This window comes from Pleomorphomonas oryzae DSM 16300 (assembly GCF_000422965.1).
In the GTDB taxonomy this organism is placed as follows: Bacteria; Pseudomonadota; Alphaproteobacteria; order Rhizobiales; family Pleomorphomonadaceae; genus Pleomorphomonas; species Pleomorphomonas oryzae.
Genome location: NZ_AUHB01000005.1, coordinates 172,159 through 185,044, shown reverse-complemented (window position 1 = coordinate 185,044; position 12,886 = coordinate 172,159). Strand labels below are relative to the sequence as shown.

The window sequence follows — 12,886 nt, the reverse complement described above, 5'->3', positions numbered from 1 at the left end:
CTATAGCTTCCGTTGCCGGCGAAGGGCCGCAATTTATGTTTCAGCGTATTACGCAGCGGCCAGTCTTCAGGCATTCACCAACATGGCGCTGAGCTCGGCTTCCGCAACCTTGAAGCCGGCGACGATGGCCGTTGCCTCGTACCACCACATATTGGCGCGCTTCTTGAGCTTGCGCACGTGATACTCGACCACGTCGCCGGGGCCGACCGGCTTTCTGAACTTCACCTTATCGATGGTCATGAAGTAGACCAGCTTCGGTGCGGCCCCATCCGTGGCGTTGACGCAGATGGCACCGGCCGTCTGGGCCATGCCCTCGATCATCAGCACACCGGGCATCACCGGCGCGTTGGGGAAATGCCCCTGAAACTGCGGCTCATTGATGGTGACGTTCTTGATGCCGATGGCCGAGTTGTCGCCGTCGATCTCAATGATCCGGTCAATCATCATGAAGGGATAGCGGTGTGGCAGCGCCTTCAGGAGCGCCTGAATGTCCATGACACCCAGAGTGCCCTTGGCTGGCGTCCCGGTTTCAGCCGGTGCCGTTGCGGTATCGGTTTCGCTCACGTTTCGTCCCTTCCCGTCGCCTGCTTAACTGCCCGTTTGAGGGCCATCTGTTCCTTCGTCCATTCGCGGATCGGCCTGGCCGGCGTGCCGACCCAGCGCGCACCGGCGGGCATGTCGTCCTTCAGCATCGAACCGCCGGCAAGCTGAGCGCCCTGGCCGACCGTCAGATGGCCGGCGAGCCCGCTATAGCCGCCCACCACGACATAATCGCCGAGCTTGGTCGAGCCGGAAATACCGACCTTGGCCACCAAAACGCAATGCCGACCGACCTCCACGTTGTGGCCAATCTGCACTTCATTGTCGATCTTGGTACCTTCGCCAATGACCGTGTCGCGGTTGGAACCGCGGTCAATGGTCACGTTAGCTCCGATCTCCACATCGTCCTGGATAACCACCCGCCCGATTTGCGGCACCTTGAGGTGGCCCCGCGCGCCCATCGCAAAGCCAAAGCCATCCTGCCCGATACTGGAACCGGGATGGATGATCACTCGATTGCCGACAAGTGCATACTGCAGTGTCACGCTGGCACCGATGTATCCATCGCGCCCGACGCGTACGCCCCGTCCAATCACAGCATTGGCCGAAACCACCGTGCCGGCGCCGATCTCCGCGCCGGCACCGATAACAGCGCCCGGTTCGACGGTTACGCCATCTTCGAGGCGAACGGTGGGATGAATGCTCGCACCGGCCGATATCCCGGCCTCACCGAACGGTCCTTTCAGGCGGAAGGCATCTGGAAACAGCGCCTGCATAACCAGAGCCATCGCGCGATAGGGCTGCTGGGCGACGATGACCGCCGCGCCCTCCGGCGCATCAGCAACATGAGCGGCGGAGCAGAGAACGATCGATGCCCGCGTCTGTTTGAAGACGGCGATGTAGTGAGGATTATCCAGGAAGGACAGGTCGCCTGGCCCGGCCTGATCGAGCGGCGCAACGCGGCCGATAGCGACGTCAGCGTCGCCGCGCACCACCTCGCCGCCAGCGATATGGGCCACCTCTGCAAGGGTCAGCCGACCGGAGGGGGCGAAGAATACTGGATCGGTCATGACAACACTCACTCGCCCTTCCCGGCTGAAAGCCGTGGCGGACGCGCGCCTTCCTTATCCGTTTCGGTTGAAGCATCGCAAGCTCGGCGGCCAACCGGCTTTCCGCCATGGCCGGCTGCGATCTTCCCGGAACGGAAGGCATTAGCCATTGCGCTGGGCCGGTGTCAACCGACCCATACGCAGCAAGTCGCCATGAGGCCTGCTGTTCAGCATCATGGTGCACTGAAAAGCTGAATTCATCCGCTCGCCGCGGATGTTGGGTATCGGCAGCCGGAATGCTGACCAGTCTCGACCTCTCAGGACCGTTCCTGCAAAACGAAACCGCCGCGCTTTGGGCGCGGCGGTTGAGAGCTCCAAGAAAGCCGGTGCGTCAGAACTTGGTGCCGCCGGAGAACTTGAAGACCTGCGTCTTGTCCGTGTCCTCTTTCATGACCGGATAGGCGAAGTCTGCGCGGAGCAAGCCGAACGGGGACTGCCAGACGATACCGGCGCCGACGGAGGCCCGCAGAGCAATACCGTTGTCGGTGCCTGTGGTCGGGTTCTCGGAAGACCAGAGCGTACCAGCATCGGCAAACACCGCACCCCAGACGCCGTATTCCTGCGGCAGCATCGGGATCGGGAAGAGCGTTTCGGCGGTAGCCGCGACGTAATACTTGCCACCCAGAGAGTAGCCGGTAGCCGGATCGCGCGGACCGATACCATTGGTCTCGAAGCCGCGAATGATCGATCCGCCGACCTGGAACTGGTCGATGTAGGCGACATCGTCACTCAGACCGAACATCGCACCGGCCTTGGCACCAACGTGGCCGATCAGATCCCAGTCCTCAACCAGCTCCTTGTAGTACTCGGCACGACCCGTCGTACGGAAGAAGGTTGCATCGCCACCAACACCGGCGAACTCCTGCTTGATCTGCGCATAGACGCCGTTCCGCGGGAAAGCGTAGTCGTCGATCGTGTTGTAGGTCAGGCTGGTTCCAACGATCGAGATAAAGCGATCTTCATTGGTGATGAAGCTGCTGTACTGCGAATGGACGTTGGAGATCTTCTGCTGATAGCCCTCGTAGAACACGCCCAAGGTGGTGTCGTCGTTGAGCGGAATACCGAAGCGAATCTTACCACCGGTATTCGTCTCATCATACGGATGCACGCCATCGTCGGTGTCGCTGTAGTTACGACGGTAGACATCGAAACCACCTTCGAGACGACGGTCGAACAGGTAAGGCTCGGTGAACGACAGCTCATAGGACGAGTCGCCGGACTTGCCATCGGTCGTGATGCCCTTGGAAACCGAGGCGCGCACATACTGGCCACGACCAAGGAAGTTCTTTTCGGTGATCGACAGCTCGGCCAGGATACCATTCGCCGTGGAATAGCCGGCACCGATGCTGACTTCACCTGTGGGCTTGTCGTCGACCTGAACGTTGACGATGACCTTGTCGGCAGCGGAACCCTGCTCCGACCAGATGCGAACGGTCTTGAAGTACCCGAGGTTTTTCAGCTTCCGCTCGGCCTTCTCGATCAGTACCTGATTGTAAGCATCGCCTTCGCCAATATCGAACTCGCGACGAATGACATAGTCACGGGTACGGTCGTTGCCGATGATATTGATGCGCTCGATGTAAGCGCGGGCGCCTTCGTCCACGAAGTAGGTGACGGCGATGGTGTGGTTGGCATAGTCGCGGTCACCGCGCGGACGAACCTGCACGAAAGCGTAGCCCTTGGCAGCGACGGCCGTGGTGATCGCCTCAAGCGACTTGTCGACCTCGGCAGCCGAATAGGTGTCGCCGGTATGCGTCAGCGTCAGCGCCTTGAGATCTTCAGGATTGACGTCGGAGAGCGTCGTCTCGACCTTGATGTCGCCGTACTTGTACCGCTCGCCCTCATCGACCGTAAAGGTCAGGAAGAAGGAGTTCTGCTGGCGGTCGAAATCGGCCGTCGCGGAAACGATGCGGAAGTCGGCATAACCGTGGTTATAATAGAAGCGGCGCAGTGCTTCCTGGTCGGCGTTCAGCTTTTCAGGGCTGTAGTTGTCCGACGTCTTGAACCAGCCGAACAGGCCGGACTCCTTGGTGGAGATGACATTGGACAAACGATAGTTTGAGTAAGTCTTGTTGCCAACGAAGGTGATCTTGCTGACCTCGGTGCGCGGACCCTCATTGATCTGGAAAATGAGATCGACGCGCCCTTTGCCGAGATCGACCTGCTTGGGCTCGACCGTAGCATCATAGCGACCACTGCGGCGATAGAGCTCGAGGATACGCTGCGTGTCGGACTCGACCTTGCCCTGCGTCAGCACCGATCGGGGCTGAAGCTCGGTGACGCCCTTCAGAATTTCGTCGGACTGTACGTCGTTGCCCTCGAAGGCGACGCGAGCGATGACCGGGTTCTCCACCACCTTGACGATCACGCGGCCGCCAGACTGGCTGACCTTCACATCCGAAAACATGCCGGTTGCAAAAAGTGCCTTGATCGATTCGTCGATTTCAGCGGCGCTCAACTTCCCCGGCGTGCCCTTGATGTAGGCCGCGATCGTTTCGGGTTCCACACGTGTGTTGCCAACCACCGTTACACGGTCGGCAGACGCTGCCTGAGCAGAAATTGCGCCCAACTCCGGGACAAAACCGCCCCACAAAGGTGCCGCGACGAGCAAAGCAGCGGAGGCGGCGACGACTTTCGTCCATTCCTTGAATGAGCGCATTTAATCACGTACCCGATTTTCTACGGCCCAAGCCGATTGGGAACCCTTGTTACAGATTCCGATCAAGAGGTTTTTACAGTCTTTGCCACGATGCGCAAGCGACCTTGCCATGGGTGGTGCCGTTTTCCCTGTCCTGCGTGACCCGAAGGTCACTCGTACCCCTAACCCGATGCGATTTTGGCGATATCGTTCAACACGCCAAAGGCCATTAGCCCCAAGACAATAGCGAATCCGATGCCAAAGCCGATTTCCTGGGCTCGTTCGGGCAGCGGTCGTCCACGCAACGCCTCGATCGCGTAGAATGCCAGATGTCCACCGTCCAGCATGGGGATTGGAAAGAGGTTAATGAGACCGATAGAAATTGAGAGAATGGCGGCAAGGTTAATAAGCGGTATCAGCCCCATGGCAGCCACCTGACCGCTGACCCGGGCGATGCCGATCGGCCCGCTGATCTGCGATGCCGATGTGCGGCCGGAGAACATGCCGGCCACAGAAGACAGCGTACTGTCGACGATCGACCAGGTCTCGTGCACCGCCTCGCGTACGGCGCCAACCGGCCCGAAGCTGCGCAGTTCGACGGTGGGATTGGTCTGCCTCAGACCAAGAACCGGGACCGTCTGCTTTTCTCCGAAGCCATCGACAATCTCACGCGAGCGCGGCGTCGCATGCAATGTCAGGCGATTGCCCGAGCGATCGATATCGATCGCCAGCTCGACACCATTCTGCAGCATGACCACGCGCTGGATGTCGGCGAAACTCTCGACCGGGGCACCGTCGATGGCCACAATACGGTCGCCGGCCTGAAAGCCAGCCTCGGCCGCCGGGCTGCCGGGTTCGACGGCACCGGCGACCGGCGCAATCATCGGTTTGCCGAACGCATAGAAAAGAACTGCCAGTACGGCGATTGCGAAAAGAAAATTGGCGACCGGTCCGGCCGCGACAACGGCGGCGCGAGCCGGGAGGCTCTTTGACTGAAACGCGCCGGGATCGGACGACTTCTCGCCCGGCTGACTGGCCGCGTTGGCGTCATCGATGAAGCGCACATACCCGCCAAGCGGAACGGCCGACAGCTTCCAGCGCGTCCCCTTGCGGTCGGTCCGACCGAGGAGTTCCGGCCCAAAGCCAATCGAGAAGACGCTGACGGCGACGCCGGCGCGGCGAGCCACCCAGAAATGTCCGAGTTCGTGAACGAAGACGACGACGGTCAACACGATCAGGAAGGGAATGACCGTGCCGATCAGCGTACCGCCCGTTGCCGCGAGAAACTCCAAGGCCTCATCCTCTCGTGATTCTGCCTGCCTCAGTCGCCGGTGCCCCTCGGCCGTTGACTTCCGCGCTCTGCCACCTGGCGCCAGACGACGCCATGAGCCTCAAAAGGGCTTCGCCCCCAGCCACTATAGGCACACCGTGGCAATCTTGCGAGCCCAGCCGTCGAGTTCGGTGGCGGTCACCAACGACGTCGGCTCCGAAAGGCCGCCCTCCCCGTCAATCTTGCCGAGGGTCGCCTCAACGACACGAGCAATATCGAGAAAGCCGATTCGACCAGCCAGAAAAGCCTCGACGGCCACCTCGTTGGCGGCGTTGAGCACGCAGGGGGCGCCCTCCCCTCGCCGCATGGCCGCCTCTGCCAGCGGCAGACAGGGAAAACGATCGCGATCGGGAGGTTCGAAAGTCATCGTCCCAACCGCCGAAAGATCGAGCGGCTTTACCGTGGTCGGACGACGCTCGGGCCAGGCGAGACAATAGCCGATGGGCGTTCGCATATCGGGTACGCCGAGTTCAGCAAGCAGCGAACCGTCTTTGTAGCGGACGAGGCCATGCACCACCGACTGGGGATGCACCAGCACCGAAAGCTGATCGACCGAGACGGGATAAAGCCGGTAGGCCTCAATCAGCTCCAGCCCCTTGTTCATCAACGTTGCCGAATCGATGGTGATCTTCGGCCCCATGCTCCATTTCGGATGACGCAATGCCATCTCGCGGGTGACGGCGGCCAGCTCCGATTTCGGTGTCCTCAGGAACGGCCCACCAGAGGCCGTGATGATCACTTCCGCAACAGTATCGGCATTGCCGGTTTCGAAGACCTGAAAGATGGCGTTGTGTTCGCTGTCGACCGGCAGAATGCGCGTGCCGGCGCGCTTCGCCTCAGCCAGGAAGAGTGGCCCCGCGGAAACCAGCGTTTCCTTGTTGGCAAGCGCCAAAATCTTCGTAGCGCCGAGGGCGGCAAGGCTAGGCGCGAGACCGGCGAAGCCGACGATCGCCGACACGACGATATCGGTCGGGCAGGCCGCGGCGGCGACCACTGCCTCAGCGCCGGCGGCGGCCTCGATGCCGGTTCCCGCGAGGCGGTCGCGAAGCTCGGCATAGGCTGCGGGATCGGCGACGACTGCGATGCGTGCAGAGAAGCGGATGGCGAGGTCTGCGAGCTCTCGGGCATTGCGGCCAGCAGTAAGGGCTTCAATTTTAAAGCGACTCGGTTCCGCAGAGACCAGATCGAGCGTGTTGAGACCGATCGACCCGGTAGCGCCGAGTACGGAAAGCCGTCTCGGGGCCTGCTCCACCGACGCGCCCGCGTCGGGGCCTGCTTTCCTATTCGCTGTCATTACCATCACCAGATGAGGAGACCGTCGGCAATGCCGACGCCCGCCAGCCAGTTGCGTCCGAGGCCGATTGCGATCGCAACGGCCAACGCCGCCACAAGGCCATCGACACGGTCCATGATGCCGCCGTGGCCAGGAATGAGAACGCCCGAATCCTTAACGCCAAAGTGCCGCTTCATGGCCGACTCGGCGAGATCACCCACCTGTCCCACCACCGAGAGCAGCAGGGCGACAAGGGCCAGCGCGATACCAATCCCGACGCCGGCCAGTGCCGCCACGACGCAACCTGCAATGACGCCGGCCAAAGCGCCGCCGATGGCACCGGACCAAGTCTTTTTCGGAGAAAAGCGCGGTGCCAGCTTCGGCCCACCGATCAACCGACCAGAAAAATAAGCTGCCGTGTCGGTTGCCCAGACGACAGCGAGGACAAAGATCACTGCCACCGCACCGGTCGAGGCGAAAGTCAGCCTATCAGGGCCCCGTAGCGCAACGGCGGCGATTGCCGGCACACCGGCGTAGAGCACGCCAAGCGATAGCCAGGCGACACGCGGCTCGGTAACCCGCGCCAGCATCAGCGCTCCGGCGACCAGGGCAGAAAACCCTAGAGATTGCAGCGGCTCCTCGCGCGCCATCATCACTGTGACGGCGAGAAAAGCCATCAATGCCCAGGGTGCGGCGCGGAAAGTGAACGGCCCGCTCATGGCCATCCATTCGCGGAGGATCAACACGGCGGCAACCGCGGCAAGCGCCGCGAAGATCCAGCCGCCCGCCCAGAGCGCCCCCACCGTCACGCCCGCCAGCACGACGGCCGACAGCACCCGCAAAGCGAGTTCGGAGCCGGCCTTACCGGGCGCGGGAGTCGGCGCGTTCATATCGCTTTGCCCTTTTGCGGCAATCCGCCGAAGCGTCGCTCGCGGCCAAGATATTCATCGATCGCCCGATCAAAGGCGGCGCCGTCGAAATCCGGCCAGTAGTCCGGCACAAAGACGAATTCGGCGTAAGCGGCCTGCCACAGCAGAAAGTTGGACAGGCGCTGCTCGCCGCTGGTGCGAATGATCAGATCGGGATCGGGCATGCCGGCGGTGTCGAGCTTGGTGGCAATGAGATCGGCCGTCACCTCGTCCGCCCCAAGCCGACCGGCGGCCACCTCGGCAGCGATGGTCCGCGTCGCTCGCGCGATCTCGTCGCGACTGCCGTAGTTGAAGGCGATCACCAGATTGAGGCCGGTGTTGCCGACGGTCTTCTCCTCGGCCTCGATCAACAGCGCCGCAATGTCTCCGGAGAGGTTTTCGCGGCCGCCGATCACGCGCACCCGAACGTTGCCGCGCCTCAGTTCATTGAGATCGCGGCGGATGAAGAGCTTCAGAAGCCCCATCAACTCGCTGACTTCGTCGGCCGGTCGCGACCAGTTCTCGGAGGAAAAGCCGAATACGGTCAGCCATTCGATGCCGATATCGGTGGCGTGCGCGACGACATCGCGGATCGACTGCACGCCACGCCTGTGCCCCTCGGCGCGGGGCAGTCCACGCGAACGCGCCCAACGGCCGTTGCCGTCCATGATGATGGCAACATGGCGCGGCAAGCCCGCTTTCCGAGCTTTTTCCGCCGGCGCCGTTCCGAGCCGCATCATGTCCGACCTGCCCCCCAAAGCCCAATGATCCGCCTGCCTGTCCTTTAGGATCAGACCTGCATGATCTCCTGTTCCTTGGCGGCCAGCATCCGGTCCGCCTCGGAGATCGCCTCGTCGGTGATCTTTTGCACGCGGTCCGAATAAACGCGAAGCGAATCTTCGGAGATCAGGCCCTCCTTCTCCAGATCCTTCAGCTCATCGAGACCATCGCGGCGCACGTGGCGGATGGCCACCTTGGTCGCTTCCACATATTTGTGCGCGATCTTCACCAGTTCCTTGCGGCGCTCGGTGTTGAGCTCGGGGATCGGCAGACGCAGAAGCGTGCCTTCGATGATCGGATTGAGACCAAGGTTCGATTCACGAATCGCCTTGTCGACGGCATGGACCATGCCCTTGTCCCAAACCTGGACGGAGAGCATTCGCGACTCCGGAACGGACACGGTCGCCACCTGATTGAGCGGCATGGTACTGCCGTAGGCGGCCACGACGATGGGATCGAGAAGGCTCGCACTGGCGCGGCCGGTGCGCAGACCAGCAAGGTCGTTCTTGAACACGCTGAGCGCGCCCTGCATGCGGCGCTTCAGGTCGTTGATGTCGTAGTCTTCTTCGGCCATCTTGCCAACCTTCCAGAACTAACCGGCGCCGTGCCGGCCCTTCGCCACCGACGGACGTTGGGCGGCCGGCGCTCGCTGTTTGTTACCCGTCGATGACGGTGCAGACACCCTTGCCCTTCAGAACATTGACGAATGCGCCATGCTCATGAACTGAGAACACCACTACCGGAATCTTGTTGTCGCGGGCAAGAGCAATTGCCGCCGCATCCATGACTTGCAGGTTCCGCGACAGAACCTCCTGATGCGTCAGGCGTTCATAGCGACGCGCGGTGGGATCCTTCTTGGGATCGGCAGTGTAGACGCCGTCAACCTGCGTGCCCTTGAGCAAGGCATCGCAATCCATCTCGGCGGCGCGTAACGCGGCGCCCGAGTCGGTGGTGAAAAACGGATTGCCGGTGCCGGCGGCGAAAACGATCACCTTGTTGGCAGCGAAGTGACGTAGCGCTTCGCGCTGGGTGAAGGTTTCGCACAGGGCCGGAATGGCGATGGCCGACAGCACGACGGCCGGCGCTCCCAGGCGCTCGATGGCGGTGCGCATGGCAAGCGCGTTCATCACCGTGCCGAGCATGCCGAGATAGTCGCCGGTTGTCCGATCTCCCCCATCGGCTGCCACCGAAACGCCGCGGAAGATGTTGCCGCCGCCGACCACCACGCCAACCTGGATGCCCAACCGATGCGCCTCGACGATCTCCCCTGCCAAGCGGTCGACCACCTTGGGATCAATGCCGAAACCGCGATCGCCCATCAGGGCCTCGCCCGACAGCTTGAGCAGGACGCGGCGATACTTGAGCTCGGTCATGGGCAAAACTCCAAATTTTCGAGAAAAGCGATTCCGGGAAAGGCAAGGATCCTAATTCGATCCAACTAACCCGCATCGACGCCGATGGAAACCCCCACGAGCAGCATAATCACGGCGACGGCCATGCGGACGGGGCAGACATGACAAGGGCGCCGAACCAGTCGGCGCCCTCATCGGAATCAGTCGTAAAGCAGGCTCAGCCCTGACCGGCGGCGGCAGCCACTTCGGCAGCGAAATCGCTCTCGCCCTTGTCGATGCCTTCGCCGAGAGCGAAACGCACGAAGCCGGTGACCTTGATCGGCGCGCCGACGGTCGCCTCGGCGGCCTTGACGGCAGCCTCGACGGTGAGGTCGGGATTGATCACGAAGGCCTGCTTCAGAAGCGTCGACTCCTCGTAGAACTTGCGGATGCGACCCTCGACCATCTTCTCGATGACGGCGGCCGGCTTACCCGACTCCTTGGCCTGCTCGATGAAAATGGCCCGCTCGCGCTCGACGACATCAGCCGAAATTTCCTCGGCAGACAGAGCCAGCGGCGACGTAGCGGCGACGTGCATGGCAATCTGGCGGCCGAGCTTGATGAGCTCGTCGACATTGCCGGTCGACTCGAGAGCGACCAGCACACCGATCTTGCCGAGACCGTCGGCAATGGCGGAGTGAATGTAGGTCGCGACGGCACCGGCCGACACCTTGAGGGCGGCAGCGCGACGGAAGCCCATGTTCTCGCCGATGGTGGCGATCAGTTCCTTGACCTCGGCCTCGACCGAATGGGCCTTGCCCGGATAGGTCGCGGCGGCGATAGCGCCAGCGTCGCCGCCCTTGCCCACGGCAACGGCGGCCACGGTGCGCACCAGGCCCTGGAAGGCTTCGTTGCGGGCAACGAAGTCGGTCTCGGAGTTCACTTCAACGACAGCAGCGGTCTTGTCACCGGTGGCAACGCCGACCAGACCTTCGGCAGCGACGCGGCCGGCCTTCTTGGCAGCCTTGGAGAGGCCCTTGGCACGCAGCCAGTCGATCGCGGCTTCGATATCGCCACCGTTCTCGGCCAGGGCGTGCTTGCAGTCCATCATGCCGGCGCCGGTCTTCTCGCGGAGATCCTTCACCTGTGTGGCGGAAATGTTCATGTGACCCTCGTCTTCTTTCGTGAAACTCGAACGCCAGCAACCGGATTGATAGCGACCCGTCCTGACGGGCCGATGAACGGATGACAGGGCGGTCTTTTGCCGCCCGGTACCGGCAGACGTTCTCGGTTCAAACGCCCGCCAACCAGCGAGCTTCCTAACAGGTCGGGCGGACCCTCAGAGGACCCGCCCGAAAAGCGTAAGCAAGATCCCGCCGAAGCGTGGATCAGGCGTTGGCCTCGGTGGCGGCTGCCACATCGGTCAGCGCCGGCTCGTCCATCGGCTGCTCGGCGGCGCCAATGTCTTCACCCATGGCACCCATGGCGCGCGACAGACCATCGATGGCGGCGCGCGAGATCAGGTCGCAGTAGAGGGTGATGGCACGGCCGGCGTCGTCGTTGCCCGGAACCGGGAAGGTGATGCCATCCGGATCGCTGTTGGAATCGAGAATGGCGGCGACCGGAATGCCCAGGCGACGCGCCTCGTCGATGGCATTCTTTTCCTTGTTGGTGTCGATGACGACGATCAGGTCGGGCGTGCCGCCCATGTCCTTGATACCGCCGAGCGCGCGCTCCAGCTTGTCGCGCTCGCGGGTCATCACCAAGCGTTCCTTCTTGGTGAGACGGGCCGACTGCTCAGAGTTGAGCGTCTCGTCGAGCTTGCGCAGGCGCTGGATCGAACCGGAGATGGTCTTCCAGTTGGTCAGCATGCCGCCGAGCCAACGGCTGTTGACGTAATACTGGGCCGAACGGTGAGCCGCCTCGGCGATCTCTTCCTGGGCCTGACGCTTGGTGCCGACCAGCAGCACGCGGCCGCCGCGAGCAACGGTGTCAGACACCGCCTTCAGCGCCTGGTGCATCAGGGGAACGGTCTGCGCAAGGTCGAGAATGTGGACGTTGGCGCGCGAGCCGAAGATGTAGGACTTCATCTTCGGGTTCCAGCGGTGGGTCTGGTGGCCGAAGTGAACACCAGCTTCGAGCAGCTGGCGCATGGTGAACTCGGGAAGAGCCATGGAATGTACCTTTTTCCGGTTTAGCCTCCGCGGGAGGAATCAGCCAAGGCAACCTTGCCAGGACCGACCGGAGGGAACGCCAAAGCGCACCCGCGGCTCCCGCGTGTGGAATGCGCGGGGATATAGGGGAAACGGCAGGCCATGGCAAGAGCCAACGCCGGCCCGCATCTCCGAAAAGCCGCTTTTACCGGCACTTCGACGGTCTACGAGACACCGCCTTCCCGTACCCACTTAATTACCTAATTCAATATACGTACTGTTATTATAAGCATGCTTACGATATATGGTAGGAATGACGACTTGGACTCCTACCGTCGGCAGCCTGATCCACGAGATCGATCGTCTCGTGAAAAAGCGCTTTGACCGGTTTGCCGAAGCGACCGGCATGTCGCGCGCTCAATGGCAGGTGCTTGCCCGTGTCGCCAAACGGCAGGGCATCAATCAGGCAACACTCGCGGATCTCGTCGGCGTCGAGCCGATCACCATCTGCCGTATGGTCGATCGCCTCGAGGCACTCGGCCTCGTGGAGCGGCGACCGGACCCCAACGATCGTCGTGCCCGCCTCATCCATATGACCGAGACGGCGAGACCAGGCCTCGAACGGATGAAGAGCGCGGCGCAAGCGCTGTTCGACGAAGCCCTCGATGGCATTACGCCTGATGAAGAGGCGATCCTTTCGCGGTTGCTCGGGCGTATTCACGCCAACCTGCTCGTCGTGACCGGCGAGGAACCGCCAGCGCCGTTTCCTATGCCGACTGAAGATACCGAAGCCGTCCGGACCACGCCGGACCAGAAAGACTGAC

At 62.2% G+C, this 12,886-nt stretch carries 12 protein-coding genes; 1 reads left to right on the top strand and 11 read right to left on the bottom strand.

All coding sequences use genetic code 11. The features are described from left to right. Window positions 1–66 precede the first annotated feature (66 nt). From fabZ to rpsB, 11 genes are all read right to left on the bottom strand, one after another. Entirely contained in the window at window positions 67–495 is a 429-nt protein-coding gene (gene fabZ, locus G522_RS0110345; protein WP_036838944.1) for a 3-hydroxyacyl-ACP dehydratase FabZ, read from the bottom strand. A 65-nt stretch (window positions 496–560) separates the two neighbouring features. Beyond that, entirely contained in the window at window positions 561–1,610 is a 1,050-nt protein-coding gene (lpxD, locus tag G522_RS0110340; protein ID WP_026790967.1) for a UDP-3-O-(3-hydroxymyristoyl)glucosamine N-acyltransferase, read from the bottom strand. A 370-nt stretch (window positions 1,611–1,980) separates the two neighbouring features. Next, window positions 1,981–4,308 (bottom strand): outer membrane protein assembly factor BamA, encoded by a 2,328-nt coding sequence (bamA, locus tag G522_RS0110335; protein WP_026790966.1) that lies wholly within the window; start codon window positions 4,306–4,308, stop codon window positions 1,981–1,983. A gap of 161 nt (window positions 4,309–4,469) precedes the next feature. Beyond that, on the bottom strand, window positions 4,470–5,579 hold the full coding sequence (gene rseP / locus G522_RS0110330) for an RIP metalloprotease RseP (protein WP_026790965.1): 1,110 nt from the start codon (window positions 5,577–5,579) through the stop codon (window positions 4,470–4,472). A 123-nt stretch (window positions 5,580–5,702) separates the two neighbouring features. Beyond that, a complete protein-coding gene (gene dxr / locus G522_RS0110325) occupies window positions 5,703–6,911 on the bottom strand; it encodes a 1-deoxy-D-xylulose-5-phosphate reductoisomerase (protein WP_156886903.1) in 1,209 nt (402 codons plus the stop codon). A 5-nt stretch (window positions 6,912–6,916) separates the two neighbouring features. Continuing rightward, complete coding sequence (locus G522_RS0110320; RefSeq protein WP_051228516.1) at window positions 6,917–7,780, bottom strand: phosphatidate cytidylyltransferase; 864 nt, start codon at window positions 7,778–7,780, stop codon at window positions 6,917–6,919. Next, entirely contained in the window at window positions 7,777–8,535 is a 759-nt protein-coding gene (locus tag G522_RS0110315; protein WP_051228535.1) for an isoprenyl transferase, read from the bottom strand. Before G522_RS0110315 ends, G522_RS0110320 begins: the two co-directional genes overlap by 4 nt. A 53-nt stretch (window positions 8,536–8,588) precedes the next feature. Continuing rightward, window positions 8,589–9,152, bottom strand: coding sequence for a ribosome recycling factor (gene frr, locus G522_RS0110310; protein WP_026790961.1), 564 nt, complete (start codon window positions 9,150–9,152; stop codon window positions 8,589–8,591). An 82-nt stretch (window positions 9,153–9,234) separates the two neighbouring features. Then, window positions 9,235–9,951 carry a UMP kinase gene (gene pyrH / locus G522_RS0110305; RefSeq protein WP_026790960.1) on the bottom strand — a complete coding sequence of 239 codons (717 nt, stop codon included), beginning with the start codon at window positions 9,949–9,951 and terminating at the stop codon, window positions 9,235–9,237. 196 nt (window positions 9,952–10,147) lie between these two features. After that, window positions 10,148–11,074, bottom strand: coding sequence for a translation elongation factor Ts (gene tsf, locus G522_RS0110300; RefSeq protein WP_026790959.1), 927 nt, complete (start codon window positions 11,072–11,074; stop codon window positions 10,148–10,150). A gap of 223 nt (window positions 11,075–11,297) precedes the next feature. Continuing rightward, window positions 11,298–12,083 carry a 30S ribosomal protein S2 gene (rpsB, locus tag G522_RS0110295; protein WP_026790958.1) on the bottom strand — a complete coding sequence of 262 codons (786 nt, stop codon included), beginning with the start codon at window positions 12,081–12,083 and terminating at the stop codon, window positions 11,298–11,300. Between the two features lie 292 nt (window positions 12,084–12,375). Between rpsB and G522_RS26425 the strand changes: the two genes are divergently transcribed. Next, window positions 12,376–12,885, top strand: coding sequence for a MarR family winged helix-turn-helix transcriptional regulator (locus G522_RS26425; protein WP_051228515.1), 510 nt, complete (start codon window positions 12,376–12,378; stop codon window positions 12,883–12,885). The last annotated feature ends 1 nt before the right edge of the window (window position 12,886 follow it).